Annotated in this window: 16 protein-coding genes; 10 read left to right on the top strand and 6 right to left on the bottom strand. The window is 67.4% G+C overall.

From position 1 onward, the window contains the following. The first annotated feature begins 145 nt into the window (after positions 1-145). Positions 146-838 (top strand): AIM24 family protein, encoded by a 693-nt coding sequence (locus LG3211_RS15040; RefSeq protein WP_057943547.1) that lies wholly within the window; start codon positions 146-148, stop codon positions 836-838. 592 nt (positions 839-1,430) lie between these two features. Here LG3211_RS15040 and tsf read toward each other — a convergent pair. Beyond that, positions 1,431-2,312: a translation elongation factor Ts gene (tsf, locus tag LG3211_RS15035; RefSeq protein WP_057943546.1), complete on the bottom strand. Its 882-nt coding sequence runs from the start codon at positions 2,310-2,312 to the stop codon at positions 1,431-1,433. Positions 2,313-2,575: 263 nt separating this feature from the next. Next, the gene (gene rpsB, locus LG3211_RS15030; RefSeq protein ID WP_057943545.1) at positions 2,576-3,427 is read right to left on the bottom strand and encodes a 30S ribosomal protein S2; all 852 of its coding nucleotides are present in this window, start codon (positions 3,425-3,427) and stop codon (positions 2,576-2,578) included. A 697-nt stretch (positions 3,428-4,124) separates the two neighbouring features. On the opposite strand from rpsB, the gene map reads away from it, so the two are divergent. From map to dapE, 6 genes are read left to right on the top strand one after another with little or no spacing between them, the layout of a single operon-like run. Further along, positions 4,125-4,901 (top strand): type I methionyl aminopeptidase, encoded by a 777-nt coding sequence (gene map / locus LG3211_RS15025; RefSeq protein WP_057943544.1) that lies wholly within the window; start codon positions 4,125-4,127, stop codon positions 4,899-4,901. Positions 4,902-4,954: 53 nt separating this feature from the next. Next, the gene (gene glnD / locus LG3211_RS15020) at positions 4,955-7,606 is read left to right on the top strand and encodes a [protein-PII] uridylyltransferase (protein WP_187313199.1); all 2,652 of its coding nucleotides are present in this window, start codon (positions 4,955-4,957) and stop codon (positions 7,604-7,606) included. Then, positions 7,603-8,496 carry a 2,3,4,5-tetrahydropyridine-2,6-dicarboxylate N-succinyltransferase gene (gene dapD / locus LG3211_RS15015; protein ID WP_083512563.1) on the top strand — a complete coding sequence of 298 codons (894 nt, stop codon included), beginning with the start codon at positions 7,603-7,605 and terminating at the stop codon, positions 8,494-8,496. The genes glnD and dapD overlap by 4 nt, the downstream gene beginning before the upstream one ends. Before the next feature lie 12 nt (positions 8,497-8,508). Further along, a complete protein-coding gene (locus LG3211_RS15010) occupies positions 8,509-8,967 on the top strand; it encodes a hypothetical protein (protein ID WP_057943542.1) in 459 nt (152 codons plus the stop codon). Positions 8,968-9,023: 56 nt separating this feature from the next. Further along, on the top strand, positions 9,024-9,383 hold the full coding sequence (locus LG3211_RS15005) for an arsenate reductase (protein ID WP_057943541.1): 360 nt from the start codon (positions 9,024-9,026) through the stop codon (positions 9,381-9,383). Further along, complete coding sequence (gene dapE / locus LG3211_RS15000; protein WP_057943540.1) at positions 9,380-10,534, top strand: succinyl-diaminopimelate desuccinylase; 1,155 nt, start codon at positions 9,380-9,382, stop codon at positions 10,532-10,534. Before LG3211_RS15005 ends, dapE begins: the two co-directional genes overlap by 4 nt. 58 nt (positions 10,535-10,592) lie before the next feature. Here dapE and LG3211_RS14995 read toward each other — a convergent pair whose 3' ends face one another. After that, the gene (locus LG3211_RS14995; protein ID WP_057943539.1) at positions 10,593-12,995 is read right to left on the bottom strand and encodes a penicillin acylase family protein; all 2,403 of its coding nucleotides are present in this window, start codon (positions 12,993-12,995) and stop codon (positions 10,593-10,595) included. A 338-nt stretch (positions 12,996-13,333) separates the two neighbouring features. Here LG3211_RS14995 and LG3211_RS27225 point away from each other — a divergent pair, with 338 nt between their 5' ends. Further along, positions 13,334-13,465: a hypothetical protein gene (locus tag LG3211_RS27225; protein WP_257720558.1), complete on the top strand. Its 132-nt coding sequence runs from the start codon at positions 13,334-13,336 to the stop codon at positions 13,463-13,465. 122 nt (positions 13,466-13,587) lie between these two features. Continuing rightward, positions 13,588-15,273, top strand: coding sequence for an asparagine synthase B (gene asnB, locus LG3211_RS14990; RefSeq protein ID WP_057943538.1), 1,686 nt, complete (start codon positions 13,588-13,590; stop codon positions 15,271-15,273). A gap of 213 nt (positions 15,274-15,486) precedes the next feature. On the opposite strand, the gene LG3211_RS14985 is transcribed toward asnB, so the two are convergent. Then, positions 15,487-16,713 carry a polysaccharide deacetylase family protein gene (locus LG3211_RS14985; RefSeq protein WP_083512562.1) on the bottom strand — a complete coding sequence of 409 codons (1,227 nt, stop codon included), beginning with the start codon at positions 16,711-16,713 and terminating at the stop codon, positions 15,487-15,489. Between the two features lie 13 nt (positions 16,714-16,726). Then, the gene (locus LG3211_RS14980; RefSeq protein WP_057943537.1) at positions 16,727-17,893 is read right to left on the bottom strand and encodes a YfaP family protein; all 1,167 of its coding nucleotides are present in this window, start codon (positions 17,891-17,893) and stop codon (positions 16,727-16,729) included. A gap of 168 nt (positions 17,894-18,061) precedes the next feature. Here LG3211_RS14980 and LG3211_RS14975 point away from each other — a divergent pair, with 168 nt between their 5' ends. Then, a complete protein-coding gene (locus LG3211_RS14975; RefSeq protein ID WP_057943536.1) occupies positions 18,062-19,885 on the top strand; it encodes a monovalent cation:proton antiporter-2 (CPA2) family protein in 1,824 nt (607 codons plus the stop codon). A gap of 43 nt (positions 19,886-19,928) precedes the next feature. Here the strand turns inward: LG3211_RS14975 and LG3211_RS14970 are convergent, their stop codons facing one another. Next, positions 19,929-20,867, bottom strand: coding sequence for a TolB family protein (locus tag LG3211_RS14970; protein WP_187313027.1), 939 nt, complete (start codon positions 20,865-20,867; stop codon positions 19,929-19,931). Between the last annotated feature and the right edge of the window lie 3 nt (positions 20,868-20,870).

Raw genomic sequence — 20,870 nt, 5'->3', positions numbered from 1 at the left:
GTTGCCGCATCGATCCGAAACCGTGACGCCGCAAGCAGACGCGATCCAAGCGGGTATGATCCGGCCGCCGGTCCAAGCACTGGAACCGCCGCCGCGGCCGCGCCGTCCTGACGGCGCCGCCGCGCACCACCCAAGGAGATGGAAAGTGTCGATCAAGAACCTCAATGAATTCGTCGAAGCGTCCAAACAGAAGGATCTGAGCCAGGACGCGTTCGAACTGGAAAGCTCGCATCTGCTGGAAGTCAAACTCAACGGCCGGGTCTGGGCCAAGTCCGGCTCGATGGTCGCCTACCGCGGCGGCGTCAAGTTCGTGCGCCAGGGGCTGATGGAGCAGGGCCTGGGCAATCTGCTCAAGAAGGCCATCAGCGGCGAAGGCACCCAGCTGATGAAGATGGAAGGCCAGGGCCGCGTCTACATCGCCGACGCGGGCAAGAAGATCACCCTGCTGCGCCTCAACGGCGAATCGATCTTCGTCAACGGCAACGACGTGCTGGCCTATGAAGACGGCGTGCAGTCGGACATCAAGATGATGCGCAAGGTCTCCGGGATGATGTCCGGCGGCCTGTTCAACATCAAACTCAGCGGCAGCGGCGTGGTCGCGATCACCTCGCACTACGAGCCGCTGACCCTGGCGGTGAGCCCGGACCAGCCGGTGTTCACCGACCCGAACGCGACCGTGGCCTGGTCGGGCGGCCTGACCCCGGACATCGTCACCGACATCTCGCTGGGCACGCTGTTCGGCCGCGGCTCGGGCGAGAGCATCCAGCTCAAGTTCGCCGGCACCGGCTGGGTGGTGGTGCAGCCGTATGAAGAGGTGTATTTCCAGCAGACCAGCTGATCGTCGCATGCTCCGGCGCATTTGCGCCGGGGCGGGGCGGTTGTTGCGGTGCGAAGGCCGGGGTGATTCCCGGCCTTTGTTTTTTTGTGGGGTGCGGACATCGGGTTTCGTCCCCGTGCCGTCATTTCTCAGCCCCGTCATTCCCGCGAAGGCGGGCTCTGCTTTACTTCGGCGGGAGCCGAACATCCAGAGACTTCAGCGTCATCTCCCCAGGTCGTCATTCCCGCGAAGGCGGGAATCCAGTGACTTCAGGCGTTCTCGCACGAAAGGCCCTGGATTCCCGCGTTCGCGGGAATGACGGTAGGTGGGTGCGCGGCTTCCGGGTTTTCAGCCGCGAATGAAAATCCAGATTCCAGATTCCAGATTCCAGATTCCAGATTCCAGATTCCAGATTCCCGACTCCCGACTCCCGACTCCCGACTCCCGACTCCCGAACCCCGAACCCCGAACCCCGAACCCCGAATCCCGAATCCCGAATCCCGAATCCCGAATCCCGAATCCCGAATCCCGAATCCCGAATCCCGAATCCCCAAAAAGAAAAAGGCCGCGGAATCCGCGGCCTTTCTCATATCGCTGCTGAAGCGCGGAAGGCTTACGCCAGACCCGCCTGCTTCATGACTTCGGCGGCGAAATCGTCCACCTGCTTCTCGATGCCTTCGCCGACAGCCAGGCGACGCATGGTCACCACGTCGGCGCCGGCGGCCTTGACCACCTGCTCGACGGTCTGGTCGCCGTTGAGCACGTAGGGCTGGCCGTACAGGGTGACTTCGTTGACGATCTTGGCGATCTTGCCGCCGATGATCTTCTCCAGGATGTCGGCCGGCTTGGACTTGTCCTTGTCGGACATCTTCGCCAGTTCGATTTCCTTTTCCTTCGCCACGAACTCGGCCGGAACGTCGCTGGCCTTGATGTGCGGCGGGTTCATCGCCGCCACGTGCATGGCCAGGCCGCGCGCCAGGTCGGCGTCGCCGCCCTTGAGCTCGATCAGCACGCCGATGCGGCCGCCGTGGACGTAGGCCGCGACGTTGTTGGCGCTGTCGATGCTGACCATGCGACGGATCTGGATGTTCTCGCCGATCTTGGAAATGACCGCGGCGCGGGTTTCCTCGATGGTCTCGCCCGAAGCCAGCTTGGTGGCCTTGAGCGCTTCCACGTCGGCGGCGCCCGAAGCCAGCGCGGTCTGCGCGACGGTTTCGGTGAAGCCGACGAAGTTGGCGTCCTTGGCGACGAAGTCGGTCTCGGAGTTGATCTCGACCAGCACGGCCTTGCCGCCGTTCTGGGCGACCGCGATGCGGCCTTCGGCGGTGACGCGGTCGGCCTTCTTGCCGACCTTGATGATGCCGGCCTTGCGCAGCCACTCGGCCGAAGCGTCGAGGTCGCCGTTGTTTTCGGTCAGGGCCTTCTTGCACTCCATCATGCCGGCGCCGGTGCGCTCGCGGAGTTCCTTGACCAGGGAAGCGGTGATATCAGCCATTGGAATTACCTCAGGTATACGTGTTGCCGTGCAGGAGCGGCGCAAGCCGCGACGGGGCGCGGGCGGGTGGCGGCGGAATCGGCCTGGCCGGTCGGGGCGCAGGCTTTGGCTTGCGGTCCGGGCGGTGCTGGCTTCGGATTGCGGCGCTTGCGTACGTCGCGTTGGTTGATCGCGGCTTGCGCCGCTCCTGCAGGGTCGGATGGTGCGTGTCGCAGCCGCGCACTATGGCGCGGCTGCGTTACCGGGCGCTGACGGCCGCGCGATTACTCGGCAGCCGGAGCTTCGCCGTCGGCCTTCTTGGCCGGGGCGGCAGCCGGAGCCGGGCCCTTCTTGGCCGGCGCGCGGCCGCGCGGAGCGGACTTGCGGTCGTCCTTGCCTTCGCCTTCGGCTTCGGCGGCGAAGTCTTCTTCGCGCACGCCGCCGACCTGCGGAGCCGCAGCCTTGCCTTCCAGCACGGCGTCGGCCGCGGCGCGGGCGTACAGCTGCACGGCGCGGATGGCGTCGTCGTTGCCCGGGATGGCGTAGTCGACCAGGGCCGGATCGTAGTTGGTATCGACCACGGCGATGACCGGGATGCCGAGCTTCTTGGCTTCCTTGATCGCGATGTCTTCATGGCCGATATCGATCACGAACAGCGCGTCGGGCAGACGGTTCATGTCCTTGATGCCGCCCAGCGAGGCTTCCAGCTTGTCGCGCTCGCGGCGCAGGCCCAGCACTTCGTGCTTGACCATCTTCTGGAAGGTGCCGTCGGTTTCGCCGGCTTCCAGTTCCTTCAGGCGCGAGACCGACTGCTTGACGGTGCGGAAGTTGGTCAGCGTGCCGCCCAGCCAGCGCTGGGTCATGTACGGCATGTTGCAACGCTCGGCCTCTTCCTTGATCGACTCGCGCGCCGAGCGCTTGGTGCCGATGAACAGGATGGTGCCGCGCTTCTGCGCGATGCCCGAGATGAAGTTCATCGCGTCGTTGAACAGCGGAACGGTCTTCTCGAGGTTGATGATGTGGATCTTGCCGCGGGCGCCGAAGATGTACGGGCCCATCTTGGGATTCCAGTAGCGGGTCTGGTGGCCGAAATGGACGCCGGCTTCCAGCATCTGACGCATGGTGATCTGAGGCATTGCGAAACTCCGAAGGCAAAGGAACCGACGCCGAATGAGTGAGGGCGTTCTGTCCGAAGCGAATCAGCTTCAGGACAAGTGGTTCCGGGGTTGGGCCTCCCTGTCGCTTCCGTGTCCGAACCTGCATCGACGATCTTGCGATCGAGGACTCAGGCACCCCGGCACGGGCTGTGGCGGCAGGTGTGAATTCGCCGGTGACGCCCGGCGTGGGCGGCTGCGGTCGAGGTCCGGAAGACGGACGTACCGGCCGCAAAGCCGCGAAAGTGTAGCCGGGACCGGGGTTTGGGGCAACTGGACCGGGGTTGGCGCCATCCGGGCCGGGCGCTTGCCGTCCGGGGGGCGAAGGTCGCGAGGTCTTTTGTGGGAGGGCCCTTCAGGCCCGATGCTTTCCTTTCCGCTGCGATGATCCGCAGGTCTGATCGAAAGGCATCGGGCCTGAAGGGCCCTCCCACAAAAGACCTCGGGGCTTGCGATGGGGCGGGGCGCCTCGCCCGGTGCGTCGCGCAATGCTTTGAGACTGGGCCGGGCCGCCGATCAGCCCCCGGCGCTGAAGTCCCGGGCCGGCACTACCACCCACCCCGGCCCCGACCAGGAATGAACCCAACTTCACACACCGCGCCCACAAGAGGCCGTCATCGGCACGCAGCGGACCGCGCGGCGCGATGATAGGCGAACGTGAATGAGCGATAATGCAGACATGGCCATCTCCATCAAAACCCCCGAAGACATCGAAAAGATGCGCGTCGCCGGCCGCCTGGCCGCCGAGGTGCTGCAGGTCGTCGCTCCTTACGTGAAGCCGGGCGTCAGCACCGGCGAGCTGGATCGCATCTGCAACGAGCACATCGTCAACGTGCAAAAGGCGATTCCCGCCAACGTCGGCTACAAAGGCTTTCCCAAGACCGTGTGCACCTCGGTCAACAACGTGATCTGCCACGGCATCCCCAGCGACAGCAAAATCCTCAAGGAAGGCGACATCGTCAATATCGATGTCACCGTCATCAAGGACGGCTGGCACGGCGACACCAGCCGCATGTATTACGCCGGCACGCCGTCGGTCATGGCCAAGCGCCTGGTCGAGGTCACCCGCGAAGCCATGTTCCGCGCGATCCGCCTGGTCAAGCCCGGCGCGACCCTCGGCGACATTGGCCACGCCATCCAGACCTACGCCGAAGCCGAGCGCTTCAGCGTGGTGCGCGATTATTGCGGCCACGGCATCGGCCGCATCTATCACGAAGAACCGCAGGTGCTGCACGTCGGCCGTCCGGGCGAGGGCGTCAAGCTGGTCCCGGGCATGACCTTCACCATCGAGCCGATGATCAACGAAGGCACCTATCGCCATAAGACCCTGCCCGACGGCTGGACCGTGGTGACCAAGGACCGCAAGTTGTCCGCGCAGTGGGAGCACACCATCGCGGTCACCGAAGACGGCGTGGAAATCCTGACCCGCGTGCCGGGCGACGACAACGATTTATGACCGCTACCGGTGCCGGCGAACGGCCGGTCGATCGATCGGCCGTCGCTTCGTCGGTGTCCGCCGCCCCGGCGGCCGATGAAGCGCCGCTCCCCGGCACCCCCGCGGCGATCCGCGCCGCGCTGAGCGCGGTCGATGCCGCGCTCGCGCAGCGCTTCGACCAGGACGCCAACGCCGACATCGACCGCCTGCTGCGCGCCCGCGCCGATGCGGTCGATACCCAGGTCCGCGCCGCCTGGCAGCTGTGCATCGACGCCGACGCGCCGCTGGCGCTGTTCGCGGTCGGCGGCTACGGCCGCGGCGAACTGTTTCCGCAATCGGACATCGACCTGCTGGTGCTGGCCGAACCCGAGGCCCAGACCGCGCAGGCCGAGCAACTGGGCTGTTTCTTCGCCTCGCTATGGGACGCCGGCGTGCCGGTCGGCCACGCGGTGCGTTCGGCCGCGCAATGCACCGAGGCCGCCGCCGACCTGACCGTGCTGACCGCGATGCTGGAAGCGCGGCCGATCGTCGCCGGCGCGGTCGCGCAGATGGCGCTGCAAGCGGCGGTCTCGCCCTCGCAGGTGTGGCCGGCGCGCGAATTCTTCATCGCCAAGCGCGACGAGCTGCGCCAGCGCCACGCCCGCTACGGCGACACCGCGGACAACCTGGAGCCCAATCTCAAGGAAGGCCCCGGCGGCATGCGCGACGTGCAGACGCTGCACTGGATGGCGCTGCGCATCATCGGCACCTCGGACCTGGAATCGCTGGTGTCCATCGGCCAGTTGGGCCCGGACGAGCTGACCACGCTGGAACGCGAGCGCCGCACGCTGTCGCGTTTGCGATTCGGGCTGCATCTGGTCGCGCGCAAACGCGAAGAGCGCCTGCGCTTCGATTACCAGAAACTGCTGGCCGAGCGCCTGGGTCACGTCGATAACGCCGACAACCTGGCAGTCGAACAAATGATGCAGGGCTTCTACCGCAGCGCCGCGCTGGTGCTGCGGATCGGCGAGCGCCTGCTGCAGCGCTTCGAGGAACAGATCGAAGGCGAAGCCGTGCCGGTGCCGCTGAGCGGCCTGTACGAAGCCTTCGAACTGCGCCGCGACTACATCGCCGCGCGCGAGCCCGAATGGCCGCGCGACGCGTTCGACGTGTTCGCGCTGTTCGGCGCCTGGGCCGCGCACGACGAAATCCGCGGCCTGCACTCGCAGACCGCGCGCGCGCTGGCCGAAGCGCTGTCGAAGGTGCCCAGCTTCGATCGCGCCGAACCGGCGCTGCGCGAGCGCTTCCTCAAGATCCTGCGCGGCCCGCATCCGGTGCACGCGCTGGAACGCATGGCGCGCCTGGGCGTGCTGGGACGGTGGATTCCGGCGTTCTCGAAAGTCTCCGGACGCATGCAGTTCGACCTGTTCCACGTCTACACGGTCGATCAGCACACTCTGGCGGTGCTGCGTAATCTGGCGCGCTTCGCGTCCGGCGTGGCCGATGAGCGTTTCAGCATCGCGCACGAAGTCTGGCCGCGCCTGCGCAAGCCAGAACTGCTGCTGCTCGCCGGCTTGTTCCACGACATCGCCAAGGGCCGCGGCGGCGATCATTCCGAACTCGGCGGCGACGACGCGCGCGTATTCGGCACGACCATGGGCCTGAGCGAATCCGACACCGCTCTGGTCGAATGGCTGGTGCGCCAGCATCTGCTGATGTCGGTGACCGCGCAGAAGCAGGACATCGCCGATCCGGACGTGATTCACCGCTTCTCGGCCAAGGTCGCCGATCGCGAGCATCTGGATCATCTGTACCTGCTGACCTGCGCCGACATCGCCGGCACCTCGCCGAAGCTGTGGAACGCGTGGAAGGACCGGCTGCTGGCCGATCTGTACACGGCCACGCGCCTGGCGCTGCGCCGCGGTCTGGAGCATCCGGTCGCCGGCGACGAGCGCGCGGCGGAAACCCGCGAAGCCGCGCAGGCCATGCTGGCCGCGTTCGGCGTGCGCGACGAAGAGATCGCCGCATTGTTCGCGCGCATGCCGCAGATCGCGTTCCAGCGCGGACGTCCCGACCAGATCGCCTGGCAGGCCTCGACCCTGCGCGGCGTGGCCATCGGCGACACGCGCGTGCGTGCGCGTCCGGTCAGCGCCCACGGCGGCGCGCATGCCGGCGCGCTGGAAGTGTTCGTGCATTCGCCCGATCGCGACGGCTTGTTCGCCGCGATCGTCGCCACGCTCGATCGCCTGGGCCTGGCGATCCAGCAGGCGCGCGTGCTCGACGGCCCGTTCGGAGCGATCTTCGATACCTTCGAAGTGGTGCCGACCGACCCGCGCCAGTCGCCCAGCGCGGAAGATGTGGAGCGCCGCCTGGAATCGACGCTGGCAGGCCCGCTGGAGCGGATCAAGCCGGCGCGCCGCGCCCAGCCGCGCCATTTGCGTCATTTCCGTATCGCGCCGCAGATCGAATTTTCCGATTATCGCAAGGGCGAGAGCGCGAGCCCGCGCACCACCCTCAGCCTGGTCTGCACCGACCGTCCCGGCCTGCTCGCCGACGTCGCGCAGACCTTGCGAAAACAAGGGCTGCGCGTGTACGACGCGCGCATCGCCACCTTCGGCGAACGCGCCGAAGACGTGTTCCAGATCACCAGTGTGAATGCCGACGGGCGCGACAACGCGCTCGATGAAACGCAACAGCAGGCCCTGCGCGACGCGTTGCTGGCCTGCCTCGAAGGAGATAGCCGATGAGCCCCGCGAAGAAGACCACCAAGAAGGCCGTGAAGAAGAAGAGTGTCGAGTCGCCGGGCGCGGACGAACTGAAATTCATGATCGACAGCGCGTTCGAGCGCCGCAGCATGCTGACGCCGGACGAGATCGAAGGCTCGACCCGGCCGACGGTGGAGCGCGTGATCGACGGCCTGGAGCAAGGCGAGTTCCGCGTCGCCGAACCCGACGGCAAGGGCGGCTGGACCGTCAACGAATGGCTGAAGAAAGCGGTGCTGCTGTACTTCCGGGTCAACGACATGCAAGTCGTCGAAGCCGACCCGGCGCCGTTCTGGGACAAGGTGCCGGCGCGTTTCGAAGGCTATGGCGAAGCCGATTTCCGCAAGCTCGGCGCGCGCGTAGTGCCCGGCGCGATCGCCCGCCGCGGCGCCTACATCGGCAAGGATGTGGTGCTGATGCCGAGCTTCGTCAACATCGGCGCGCACGTCGGCGAAAGCACGATGGTCGACACCTGGGCCACGGTCGGTTCCTGCGCGCAGATCGGCAAGCACTGCCACCTGTCCGGCGGCGCAGGCATCGGCGGCGTGCTCGAACCGCTGCAGGCCTCGCCGACCATCATCGAAGACCACTGCTTCATCGGCGCGCGATCGGAAGTCGTGGAAGGCTTCGTCGTCGGCCATCACAGCGTGATCGGCATGGGCGTGTTCCTGGGCCAGAGCACCCGCGTCTACAACCGCGCCACCGGCGAGATCAGCTACGGCTCGGTACCGCCGTACAGCGTGGTCGTGTCCGGCCAATTGCCGGCGAAGGACGGATCGCATTCGCTGTATTGCGCGGTGATCGTCAAGCAGGTGGATGCCAAGACTCGGTCGAAGACCAGCATCAATGAGCTGTTGCGCGGGTTGGCGGACTGAGGCGTTCCGGTCATGCAGCGTATCTCGGCCGGCATGATGCCGTTGTACAAATGGGTCATGCCGGCGCTGAGTCTGCTGATCGTTGCATACGCTTCTTGGGGCTTGTATGACCCGAACGGCTCGCAGCCCATTTGGTGGGGGATGGCTTTGGTCGTGGTCGCCTATCTGGCCCAGGTCGTCATGTCATGGACTCTGGTCGATGAGGTCGTGGACTATGGAGATCGGCTGAAGGTGCGCCGTGGCGGTATCGAGGAAACCATCGATATCGCCGACATCGAAAGCGTGTCGGTCAACTATGCGATGCGGTCGCATCGCGCGACTTTGCATCTGCGAAAGACCGGCCGGTTCGGCAAGCGCATCGTGTTCCTCCCGCGAGCGAATTCGCCATTCGGCACGTTCGGCGCGAATAAGATCATCGAGGACCTCAAGCAGCGAATACTGCTGGCGAGCGCGAACTCTTCGCATCAATAGTCGTTTTAATTCAGAACATATACCTTTAAAAATGTTTCCGATATTTCGGAGTTGAAATGACCACGCTTTACGGATTGAACAACTGCGACACCTGCAAGAAAGCCCGCAAGTGGCTCGACCGCTTCGGTGTCGCGCATACCTTTGTCGATTACCGCGACAACCGGCAGTCGCCGGAAACGCTGATCGAGTGGAAGACTCAGCTCGGCGGCTGGGAGTCGCTGATCAACAAGTCTTCGACCACCTGGCGCACCTTGCCGCCCAATCGCAAGGAGCCGGCGTCGGACGCGGAGTGGAAGCTGTTGCTCAAGGAGTATCCGCAGTTGATCCGGCGGCCGGTCGTGGTCACCGACGACGGCAAGGTCTCGCAAGGGTTCAGCGACAACGGTTTCAAGCAGCGTTTCGGGATCGGTTCGTGAGCGCGGCCGGCGCCGGTCGCAGCGCGGTGCTGGAACTGACCTGCGATCTGATCGCGCGGCCGTCGGTGACGCCGGACGATCTGGGCTGCCAGGCGCTGATCGCCGGGCGCCTGACACGCGCGGGTTTCGCCTGCGAGCATCTGCGCTTCGGCGAGGTCGATAACCTGTGGGCCGTGCATGGCGACGGCGACGGCCCGACCCTGGTTCTGCTGGGGCACACCGATGTGGTGCCGTCGGGTCCGGTGGACAGTTGGCGCAGCGATCCGTTCCTGCCGGAAATCCGCGACGGCGTGCTGTACGGGCGCGGTGCGGCCGACATGAAGGGCAGCGTGGCGGCGTTCGTGATCGCGCTGGAACAGTTCGCGGCGCGGCATCCGCATCATCGCGGCCGCGTCGCGCTGTTGCTGACCTCCGATGAGGAAGGCGATGCGATCGACGGCGTGCGCCGGGTCGCGGACAGCTTCCGCGCGCGCGGCGAGCGCATCGACTGGTGCATCACCGGCGAGCCGTCTTCGACCGCGCGGCTGGGCGATCTGCTGCGGGTCGGACGCCGCGGCACCTTGTCGGCGACCTTGAAGGTGATCGGCGTGCAAGGGCACGTCGCCTATCCGGAGAAGGCGCGCAATCCGATCCATCAGGCGATGCCGGCCCTGTCCGAACTCGCGGCGAAGCGATGGGACGAGGGTTACGAAACCTTTCCTCCGACCTCGCTGCAGATCAGCAATATCCACGCCGGCACCGGCGCCAACAACGTGATTCCCGGCGAGCTGCAGGTGTTATTCAACCTGCGCTTCAACCCGAGCTGGAACGCCGAGCGCCTGGAACGCGAATGCGAGGCGGTGTTGCAGGCGCACGGGCTGGAATACGAACTGCGCTGGTTCCGCGGCGGCGAACCGTTCTACACGCCGGAAGGGCCGCTGCGCGCGGCCGCGCGCGCGGTGCTGACTCAGTTCGCCGGCGCCGCGCCGCTGGAGAGCACCGGCGGCGGCACCTCGGACGCGCGCTTCATCGCGCCGCTGGGCGCGCAGTGCATCGAGATCGGGCCGGTCAACGCGAGCATCCACAAGGTCGACGAGAACGTCGCCGTGACCGACCTGGAAGCGCTGCCGGGCTTGTACCTGGCCTTGATCGAGCGTTTGTTGATCGTCTGATCGGCGCCGCTCGCGACACGGCGGCAAGCGTGAAGCTTGCCGCCGCGATCCGGGCGCCTTATTGCGGCGTCAACTTCAAGGTGTAGCGCGTCGCCCCCGGCAGGAACGGCGTCGGGCGCCCGTGCACCCAATCCTCGTGGCCCGCGCCCCAGAACGGCGACAGCGGATTGCCGCTCTGGCCGCCGGGCATGTGGATGATGCCGTCGGCTTCGTGACCGGGCGACACCACCATGCGTTCGGACGCGCCGAAGCCGGCGCGCTGTACCCGCGGCATCGCCGCGTCGCCGGCCAGTTCGTCCGGCGGCATGCACAGCGCGCTCTTGGCGAAGCCGGGCAGGGCGGAGGCCAGCGGGTGGCAGATCGCGGCGGTGTTATGTTCGCCCCAGCGATGCCTGGACAACTTCGCCACCGCGTCCGGGCCGGGCGCGATGTTCAGATCGGTAAGCACGTCGAGCGCGGCATGTTCGAGCAGGCTGTCCCAGGTCTGCTCGTTGCGCGGCAGCAGGTGCGCGGGGCGCTGGCTCAGCAGCGGCCACACCACGCCTTCGAGTTGCTTGAAGTCGGGCATCTCGAACTGCGGGCCGATCGCGACCTGCGCCGGCGCGGTCAGGCCGTTGGCGACGCGGGTGAACACCGCACGGCGCCAGTTGCGCACCATGCGATAGCTCACCGAACCCGGTTCGGCGCGGCCTTCCCAGCGTTTGGAGGCTTCGGCCAATGCGCTCAGCGCCGGGCTTTGCCCGCTCTTGCTCACGCGCGCGGCTTCGTCCTGCAGCAGCTTCCACCAGCGTTGCAGGAACAGCGAGCGATCGTCGAGCTGAATCGCCAGCAGATCGCGTTCGGTGAAACGCTGCTTGGCGAACAAGCCGTCGCGAATCTGGCCGGCGCGCGCGCCCAGGACGTAGTCGCCGTCGCCGATGCGTTCCAGGTCCAGGCCGTCGAGCGTGCGCGCGTTGGCCGTCCACAGCCGCCCCGAGGGCGGCGCGATCAGGCTCGGCGCGTCGGCGGTCTGGATCGTCCACGGCGGGCACGCCGGCGGCTGGGCGATGTTCTGATTCTCGACCAACGCCGCGGCGGAGCAATCGCCTTCGCGCTCGGGCAACGGGCCGAGCAAGCGCCAGGCGATCTTGCCCTGGCTGTCGCCGACCACCAGGTTCTGCACCGGCATGGCGACCTTGCGCGCGATCACCATCGCATCGTCCACCGACTGCGCGTGCAACAAGTCGGACAAGCCCATGTTGAGCGAGCCGGGCAGATGCGCGCTCCAGCGCAGGGCCAGCGCGCTGCCGTCGGCGTTGTCGTGCAGCAGCGGTCCCCACGCGGTTTCGCGCACCACCAAGGTTTGCGGCGCGCCGTCTTTGACCGCGATGGTTTCCTTGTGCACGGTCAGGCCGGCGCAGGTCTGCAGCGTCGCCTCGCCCGCGCAACCGGGCTGCAGCGACCAGTCGGCCCAGTCGCCGTAGCTGTTGGTGAAGGCCCAGGCGATGTGGGTATTGCTGCCGACCACGATCGCCGGCAGGCCGGGCAGGGTGAAGCCGTTTGCGTCGATGCGGCCGCCGGCCGCGCGCGCGTCGGCGTAGCGCAATCGCGCGCGGAACCAGATGTTGGGCGCGCGCAAACCCAGGTGCATGTCGTCGGCGACGATCGCGCGGCGGTCGGCGGTGAGGCTGCCGGCGACGGCGAAATTGTTGCTGCCGATTTCGTCCAGGAACGGCAGCGGCGCCAGCGGTCCCGGCGGCGGCGAGGGCAGTTTGCGCAGATCGACTTCCTCCGCGCTCGGCAGCGCGGCGTCGCCGACCGGGGCGCCGAACAGCGGCGCATCCCAACTGCTGCCCGGATGCGCCAGCAATCGGTAAAGCGGCGCCGGCAACTGCGAGCTGAGTCGCCACTGTGCGTACTCGCGCGCGTTGCTGCCGTCCTGCAGATCGAAATACATCGCGTAGCCGACCAGGGCCGAATCCGGCACGGTCCAAGGCTCGGGCTCGCTACGCAGCAGCAGATACGGCCAGGGCTTGCGCGACAAGCCGTTCAAGCCGGCGTTGACGCCGTCGGCATAGGCCTGCAGCAAGGCGGTCTTGTCCTGGGCGAAGGACGCCACTTGCGCCTGCACCCGGCTGCGCAGGCGGTGCACGCGATGCTGGCGGTCGTAGTCGAGCGCGCGTTCGCCGAACAGCGCCGACAACTCGCCGGCGGCGGTGCGCCGCAGCAGGTCCATTTCGAAATAGCGTTCCTGGCCGTGCACGTAGCCCAGCGCGCGCATGGCGTCGGCTTCGTTCGCGGCATCGACGGTGATCACGCCCAGCGCGTCGCGCTGGATCGTCGCCGGCGCCGACAGCCCCGGCAGGGCGAGTTCGCCTTCCAGGCGGGGCAGGCTGCCGCGAAGCAGCCACCAGGCGGTCACACCGCCGATCGCGAACAGGCAAAGCAGCGCGAGCAGGCCGCGCTTGATCCATTTGGCCATGGGAATCCTCCGTGAGCGAGCTTAGCCGAAGTCTGCGATGGCCCGGCGAAGCGGCGATGAAGCGGTGCCGCCGATCGCCGGAAGTCTTTTTGTGGCAAGCCCGTTTCAGACCCGGCCCAAAGTCTTGTGGCGGGCCCATGTCAGGCCCGGCGCGATTTTTGTGGGAGGGCCCTTCAGAACCGACGCTCTTCGTTCCGCCGGGGCATGACCAACCGCCGACCCAGGAAGCCCCGATCCCCACACGATTTCCACCGCCGATGGCCGGACCGCGACGGCGGTCGCGTCGGCCCGGTCACCGGACGCTTGCATCCGGCGCCGTCCTCAAGCAGGATCGATCCATGAGCCTCGCCTCCGCCACCGCCTCGATCCGTAGCGCCGCCGTCGCCGGCCGCTCGCGTTCGGCCGTGAACGGCGCGCGCGTCAACAACAATAATCGCAATAACGCCAGCCTCCCGCGGGCCGACGATTAGCGCGCAGCAAAACGCTCAATCGATCACAAGCCCGCACTGCGAAGTGCGGGCTTTTTCGTTTCTGGCTCCGGCAAAACCCTCAACCCCGTCCCCAGCGCTGTAAACCTTCAGGAGATTGTCCGATGTGTTCGATCCTAGGCTTGTTCGACCTGCGCCCCGGCGCCGATCTGCGCCCGCTCAGGCCGCTGGCCCTGTCCTTGTCGGCGAAACAGCGCCATCGCGGCCCGGACTGGTCCGGTGTCAGCGTCGAGCCGCGCGCGATCCTGGTGCATGAGCGGCTGGCGATCGTCGATCCCACCGGCGGCTCGCAGCCGCTGCGCTCGGCCGACGGCGAACTGGCGCTGGCGGTCAACGGCGAGATCTACAACCACCGCGAGCTCGAACAGCAGCTCAGCGCGCCGTACCAGTTCCAGACCAAATCCGACTGCGAAGTGATCAACGCGCTGTACCGCGAAGGCGGCGACCTGGGCGAGCTGCTGAACCGCCTCAACGGCATCTTCGCCTTCGCCCTGTGGGACGCCGCGCGCGGCCGCTACGTGATCGCGCGCGATCCCATCGGCGTGTGCCCGCTGTACTGGGGCCACGATGCCGACGGCCGCTTGTGGGTGGCTTCGGAAATGAAAGCGCTGGCGCGGCTGTGCGACGACGTCGCACCGTTCCCGGCCGGGCACTACTACGACAGTGAAGTCGGCGCGCCGGTGAAGTACTACCAAAAGCCCTGGCGCGACTACGACGCTACAAAAGGCGTGGAAGTGTCGAAGCAGGAATTGCGCGAAGCCTTCGAGCGCGCGGTGCACCGGCAGATGATGAGCGACGTGCCCTACGGCGTGCTGCTGTCGGGCGGTCTGGATTCGTCCCTGGTCGCCGCCTGCGCCGCGCGCTTCGCCCGCCGCCGGGTGGAGGAAGACGATCAGGCCGAGGCCTGGTGGCCGCGCCTGCATTCCTTCGCCATCGGCCTGCAGGGCTCGCCGGACTTGGCCGCCGCCGAGATCGCCGCGCAAGCGCTGGGCACGGTCCATCACGGCTTCACCTACACCTTCGAAGAAGGCCTGGACGTGCTGCCGGATGTGATCCAGCACATCGAGACCTACGACGTCACCACCATCCGCGCTTCCACGCCGATGTTCCTGCTGGCGCGGCGGATCAAGGCGATGGGCGTGAAGATGGTGCTGTCGGGCGAGGGGTCGGACGAAATCTTCGGCGGCTATCTGTATTTCCACAAAGCGCCGAACGCGCGCGAATTTCACGAGGAACTGGTGCGCAAGCTCGACGCGCTGCACAGCTTCGACTGCCTGCGCGCGAACAAGTCGATGATGGCCTGGGGAGTGGAGCCGCGGGTGCCGTTCCTGGATGTGGAATTCCTGGACGTGGCCATGCGCATGGACGCGCAGGCCAAGATGGTCGACAAGGCCGCCGGCAAGATCGAGAAGTCGATCCTGCGCGAAGCCTTCGAAGGCTATCTGCCCGATTCGATCCTGTGGCGGCAGAAAGAACAGTTCAGCGATGGCGTGGGCTATGGCTGGATCGATGGCTTGAAGCTGCACGCGGAAACGCACGTCAACGATCGCGAACTCGCCGCGGCCGCGGTCCGTTTCCCGATCAACACGCCGCTGACCAAGGAAGCGTATTACTACCGCAGCATTTTCGAGCGTTATTTCCCGGGCACGGCCTGCGCCGAGACGGTGCCGGGCGGTAAGTCGATCGCCTGTTCTTCGCCCGCGGCGATCGCCTGGGATGCGGCGTTCGCGAATGCGGCCGATCCGTCGGGGCGCGCGGTGGCGGGGGTGCATCAGGCGGCGTTGGTTTGAGGTGATCGGGTAAGAGCAAATCCCCCCTGCCCCCCCCTTTTTCAAAGGGGGGAACTCGGTGAGGGGGTGCAGTGGCAGGGTGGGGCGAAGCTATCCCATCGCGATGCACGCGGAAATTCGCCCCCTTTGAAAAAGGGGGCTGGCGCCCGCGATGCCTGATGGAGCGAGAACCCCGAGCGCGCCGGGGGATTTGCTCCACCCCGGCGCAGTCGTTCACCTCGCCTCCGGATAATCCTTGCAGCCCATCCAATCCACCCGCGCACCCTGCGTCTGCTTCAACAGCCAAGGCACCGCCACCCACGCCTTGTCGTGCACGTCGTGAAACAAAATCGTCCCGCGCCGCCACAGCAGCATCAGGCTGAGCAGGCGGCCCTGGACATCGGCCGGCGACATCTTGGCGTTCCAGTCCTGCGAGTCGATGCTCCACAGCACCACGCGCACACCCTGCTGGCGGAAGAACTCGCCACTGTCGGCGCGGCGTTGCCCGTACGGCGGCCGGAACAGCGGGACATAGGCGGCGCCGGTCTGCGCCTTGATCAGCGCACTGCTGCGGATCACCGAATCCTGCCACTGCGGCCAGCGCGCATGCGACTGGTGCTCCCAGCCGTGCGAGGCCACGCACATGCCGGCGTAGGTCTGCGCGGGCGAGGCGGCTTTCATGCGCTGCTGCAGCGACTGGCCGAGCACGAAGAAGGTCGCATCCAGCTTGTGCGCGCGCAGCGTCTGCAACAATTTGTCCGTGTTGCCGCCGGCCGCGCTGGGGCCGTCGTCGAAGGTCAGCAGGAAGCGGCGGTCGGGCAGTTCGCTGCCGTCGAGTTCGTCGCTGCCGTAGGTATCGATCTCGCTGCTGACGCGGGCGAACAACGCGGCCAGGCGCAGTTGTTCGTCGAGGTAGATGCGATGAAAGCGCGTCGCGTCGGCGTACCAGGCGGCGTAGGCCGGTTCCGGCGCGGCGTCGAAGGCCAGCGCCAGCCGGCGCAAGGCCGCGGCATCGGCGGCGGGCGCGCAGAAGGCTTCGCGCGCGCCGCAGCCGCGCGAGGCGAGGCGGTAGTTGCCGCTCAGCCGCTGCCAGTAACGCGCGCGGATCCGATCGACTCCGGCGCGATCGATCTGCTTGAGATTCAAGCGCTGCGTCAGCGCGGCATCGTCCAGCGATTCGCTGAGCGCCAATTCGTGCGCGAAGGCGAGGATTTCCGCGCGCGAGGCGCGATCGAATCCGGCCGGCGTGTTCAGCGGCTGCGGCCAGGTCGCGCGATCTGCAGTGGCGACGACGGCGGGGCCAGCGGCGTTGGCGACGTTGGCGAATAGCAGCACGGCGGCGGCGATCAGCGCGGACCAGCCCGCGGCCGGCGATGTTGCGCGCGGCCTGCGCCATGCGCGGCTCGCGCTGGTGCGCGCCTGGGTCGAATACCTGCCGTCGCGATCGCTGCTGCCCTGCATGGATTGCCGCTCCTCAATACGCGCTGACGCGCTCCAGGGCCTGATCGTAGGACTTGTCCGGCTTCTCGCGCTTGGCCGCGAGATAGTTCGACATCGCCCGCTCGTACTGGCCGTCTTCTTCGTACAGCTTGCCGATGTTGTAGTAGGCGTTGGCGCGGATGGTCGCGGCAACGCCGCCTTTGGCCAGCGCTATCGCCGTGCGCGAGGCCCAGATCGCTTCCGCGGCGCGGCCTTGCTTCACATAGGCCAGGCCGAGGTTGCTGTAGGCCAGCGCATGGCCGGGATCGAGTTCGATCGCCTGCTGATATGCCGCGATCGCCGCGGCAAGATCGCCGGCGCGATAGGACGCTTCGCCGCGTTCATTGGCCAAAGCGGCGTCGCTGCCGTCGTGCGCGTCGCCCGGGCCGGTGTCGCCGCCGCTGATCTGCGCGATCTGCGCGCCGATGCCATCGGCGGCGGCGCGGCTGGCGCCGACGCGGTTGATGTCCTCGAAGCGGCCTTCGCCGTCGATGCGCAACACCGTCCACAGATTGCCGGGCTGCGAGGGCACGGTGTAGGTGCGCACCAGGGTCTGGCCGACATAGACGTAGACCCGCGCCTGGCTGCGCGCCAGCGCGTCGGCGGCCGGGTCCTGGCGATGTCCGAAATCGTGCACGGCGTAGGTGTAGACCTCGCCGGGATGCTTGCGCTGTACGGTGATGGTTTCCGGGCCGTGGCGCTCGGTGTCGTCCAGGTCCAGGCTGGCGTCGGCGCCGTTCTTGCGTTCGAAATAAACGTGATTGCCGGGGAAGCTGAGATGCGAATCGAGATCGACCGGCGCGTCGCCCCAACTGAGCACCACGCGCAGGCCGTCCAGGCTTTGCATGGCCGCGCTGAGCGCGTAGCGCGAACCGTCGCAGGGGCATTGCGCGAGCAACTCCGCGTAGCCGGCGCGGCGGATGCTCAGGCGCGCGGCCGGATCGCGCAGCGCGGCGGCGTCGAGCGCGGCGCGGCCCTGGGCGTCGGTGGTCGCGGCGAGCGCGGGCTGGCCGTCGCGGCGCAGGCCGATCGCGGCGCCTTCGATGGGTTGATCGGCCACCGTCGCGCTCAGCACGGTGATGCCGCCGTCGCCCGCGCGGACCGTGCCGGCGCAGGCGAGGGCGAACAGGACGCAGGCGGATGCGGCCGCGCGGCGGAGCATGGGCGTTCCAGGGAGGGTTCGGATGCCGGCGATGATACGCAAACGCGCGGGCGGATTCGCCTGCGGGACACGCCTGTTAGTCTGTAGCGCGAGGGTCCGGCGCGCTCGCCGCGCCGGCCCGGAACCAAGGCAGAAGCGATACGCGGACGCAATAACCGGAGAAGCGCGATGGCAGCCGAGGCGCAAGGCAGCGAACTGGTCAAGGTGGTGGTGCTGCTGGCGGCCGGGGTGGTCGCGGTGCCGATCTTCAAGCGCATCGGCCTGGGCTCGGTGTTGGGCTATCTGGCCGCCGGCCTGCTGATCGGCCCGTTCGGGCTGGGCTTCTTCAGCGATTCGCAGGCGATCCTGCACGTGGCCGAGCTGGGGGTGGTGATGTTCTTGTTCATCATCGGCCTGGAGATGCGGCCCTCGCATTTGTGGAGCCTGCGCCGCGAAATCTTCGGCCTGGGCACCGCGCAGATCGCGCTGTGTTCGCTGGCGATGACCGGCGTCGGCCTGGCCTTCGGCTTGCCGCTGATGGTGGCCTTCATCGGCGCGATGGGCTTCGTACTGACCTCCACCGCGATCGTCATGCAGATCCTCGGCGAGCGCAGCGATCTGGCCTTGCCGCGCGGTCAACGCATCGTCTCGATCCTGTTGTTCGAGGACCTGCTGATCGTGCCGCTGCTGGCGCTGGTCGCGTTGATGGCGCCGCCGGAAGCCAACCCGAGCGCGGCCGCGCATTCGCGCTGGGCCGACATCGGCATCGCCCTGGCTTCGCTGGCGACGCTGCTCGCCGCCGGCATCTGGCTGTTGAATCCGCTGTTCCGGGTGCTGGCCGCGGCCAAGGCGCGCGAGGTGATGACCGCTGCGGCCTTGTTGGTGGTGCTGGGCGCGGCGCTGCTGATGCAGATCGGTGGCCTGTCGATGGCGATGGGCGCGTTCCTGGCCGGCGTGCTGTTGTCGGAATCGACCTTCCGCCATCAGCTGGAAGCCGATATCGAACCGTTCCGCGGCATTCTGCTCGGCCTGTTCTTCCTCAGCGTCGGCATGTCCCTGAACCTGACCGTGGTCGCCGCCAACTGGCCCACGATCGTCGGCGGCGTGCTCGCGCTGATGCTGGTCAAGTCGCTGTGCATCTACATCGTGGCGCGGCTGATGAAGTCGTGCCACACCGAGGCGCTGGATCGCGCCGTGCTGATGGCGCAGGGCGGTGAGTTCGCCTTCGTGCTGTTCTCGGCCGCGGCCAACGCCAAGCTGATCGACGCCACCGTCGGCGCCAATCTCACCGCGATCGTGGTGCTGTCGATGGCGCTCACGCCGCTGGCGATCATCGCGCTGCGCAAGTTCTCGCCGAAGATGGCGCTGTCGCTGGAAGGCGTGGACGAGCCCAACGACTTGAGCGGCAGCGTGCTGCTGATCGGCTTCGGCCGCTTCGGCCAGGTGGTGTCGCAATCGTTGCTGGCGCGCGGGGTGGAGGTGGCGATCATCGACACCGACGTTGAGATGATCGAAAGCGCGCAGACCTTCGGTTTCAAGGTGTACTACGGCGACGGCACCCGCCTGGACGTGCTGCGCGCCTCCGGCGCCGGCAACGCGCAACTGATCGCCATCTGCATCGACGACCGCGCCGCCGCCACCGTCACCGCGCAGCTGATCCGGCACGAGTTTCCGCAGGCGCGGGTGCTGGCGCGCAGTTTCGATCGCGAGCATGCGCTGGAGCTGGTGCATGCCGGGGTCGATCTGCAGGTGCGCGAGACCTTCGAATCGGCGATGCGCTTCGGCGAGGCGGCGCTGGTGGAACTCGGCGTGTCGGCCGACGACGCGGCCGAGGTAGTGGCCGATATCCGCAGACGCGACGCGGAGCGTTTCGAACTGGAACTGGTCGGCGGCGTGCGCGCCGGCGTGTCTTTGCTGTACGGCAATATGCAGCAGACGCCGTTGATTGCGCCCAAGCCGCGTTCGACGCGGCCGCGCGAAGACGAAGAACACGCGCCCGGGATTTCCGCCTGAGAGCGGCGCCGGCCTTCCGGATGCCCCGGCGGTAAGCGCGCGACTAGGTAGCCGCCGGGCCGCACGACGGCGGCCAGCTGCGATCGGGTTCGGCGACCAGATCGATCAAGAACAATTCGCCGGAACGCTCGCCGTCGGCCTGCGCGAACAGCAGGCGGTCGCCGCGCGGCGACAGCAGCGGGCCGACCTGGAACACATCCGCGCGCGCGGCGATCCGTCCGCGTTCGCGCCATTGTTGGCCGCGGCGTTCGAAGCGGTACAGATGCGAGCGGTCGCCGCGGTCGATCACCGCGATCAGGCCGCGGCCGTCGCGAGCGATGTCGGCTTCGTACTCGTTGGCCGCGCTGCTCAGCGGCTTGCCGAGATTGCGCACGCTCCAGCGTCCGTCCGCGTTTGGCGTGGCGGCGTACAGATCGCCCTGGCCGTGGCCGCCCGCGCGGCTGGAACCGAAATACAGGCGGCCATCGGCGCTCAGACGCGGCAGCAGTTCGGCGGCGGGAGAGTTGACAGGTTCCGGTAACCGCTGCGGTTCGCCCCAGGCGCCGTCGGCACTGCGCTGCACGTAATAGATATCCAGATCCTCGCCCTTCGGATCGTGGCGCGCGGACACGAAGTACAGGCGCCGGCCGTCGGCGGTCACGAACGGATCGGCGTCGAGGCCGGCCCTGGATGCGGCGAACGACGGCGGTTCGGGCTTCGACCACGCGCCGGTTTGGCAACGCGAGTGCAGGATGCGCCAGTTCGCGAACCGGGTATCGCTGCGCATGAAGTAGATCTCGCCGCCGTCGGGCGTGAACGTCGGCGAGGATTCGTATTGATCGCTGGCGATGCCCGGCGGCGTCCAGCGTTGCGGCTCGGCGGCGTGCGGCGCGGCGCGTTGATAGGCCATCGCGCAGGCGCTCGCGCAGGCCGCGGCAAGCATCGCGGTGGACAGCCATTGCACCGGCGGAGCGGTGGGGCGCGGCGGGTCGGGACGGTTCACGGG

This window comes from Lysobacter gummosus (genome assembly GCF_001442805.1).
Classification (GTDB): domain Bacteria; phylum Pseudomonadota; class Gammaproteobacteria; order Xanthomonadales; family Xanthomonadaceae; genus Lysobacter; species Lysobacter gummosus.
The sequence above is the reverse complement of the archived record's forward strand: the minus strand, read 5'-3'. Positions and strand labels throughout refer to the sequence as shown.

What these genes read in the sequence shown, in the direction of transcription:
- tsf (WP_057943546.1), bottom strand. Translation starts at nt 2,312, where the DNA reads ATGGCTGATATCACCGCTTCCCTGGTCAAGGAACTCCGCGAGCGCACC.
- rpsB (WP_057943545.1), bottom strand. Translation starts at nt 3,427, where the DNA reads ATGCCTCAGATCACCATGCGTCAGATGCTGGAAGCCGGCGTCCATTTC.
- map (WP_057943544.1), top strand. Translation starts at nt 4,125, where the DNA reads ATGGCCATCTCCATCAAAACCCCCGAAGACATCGAAAAGATGCGCGTC.
- dapD (WP_083512563.1), top strand. Translation starts at nt 7,603, where the DNA reads ATGAGCCCCGCGAAGAAGACCACCAAGAAGGCCGTGAAGAAGAAGAGT.
- LG3211_RS15010 (WP_057943542.1), top strand. Translation starts at nt 8,509, where the DNA reads ATGCAGCGTATCTCGGCCGGCATGATGCCGTTGTACAAATGGGTCATG.
- LG3211_RS15005 (WP_057943541.1), top strand. Translation starts at nt 9,024, where the DNA reads ATGACCACGCTTTACGGATTGAACAACTGCGACACCTGCAAGAAAGCC.
- LG3211_RS14995 (WP_057943539.1), bottom strand. Translation starts at nt 12,995, where the DNA reads ATGGCCAAATGGATCAAGCGCGGCCTGCTCGCGCTGCTTTGCCTGTTC.
- LG3211_RS27225 (WP_257720558.1), top strand. Translation starts at nt 13,334, where the DNA reads ATGAGCCTCGCCTCCGCCACCGCCTCGATCCGTAGCGCCGCCGTCGCC.
- asnB (WP_057943538.1), top strand. Translation starts at nt 13,588, where the DNA reads ATGTGTTCGATCCTAGGCTTGTTCGACCTGCGCCCCGGCGCCGATCTG.
- LG3211_RS14985 (WP_083512562.1), bottom strand. Translation starts at nt 16,713, where the DNA reads ATGCAGGGCAGCAGCGATCGCGACGGCAGGTATTCGACCCAGGCGCGC.
- LG3211_RS14980 (WP_057943537.1), bottom strand. Translation starts at nt 17,893, where the DNA reads ATGCTCCGCCGCGCGGCCGCATCCGCCTGCGTCCTGTTCGCCCTCGCC.
- LG3211_RS14975 (WP_057943536.1), top strand. Translation starts at nt 18,062, where the DNA reads ATGGCAGCCGAGGCGCAAGGCAGCGAACTGGTCAAGGTGGTGGTGCTG.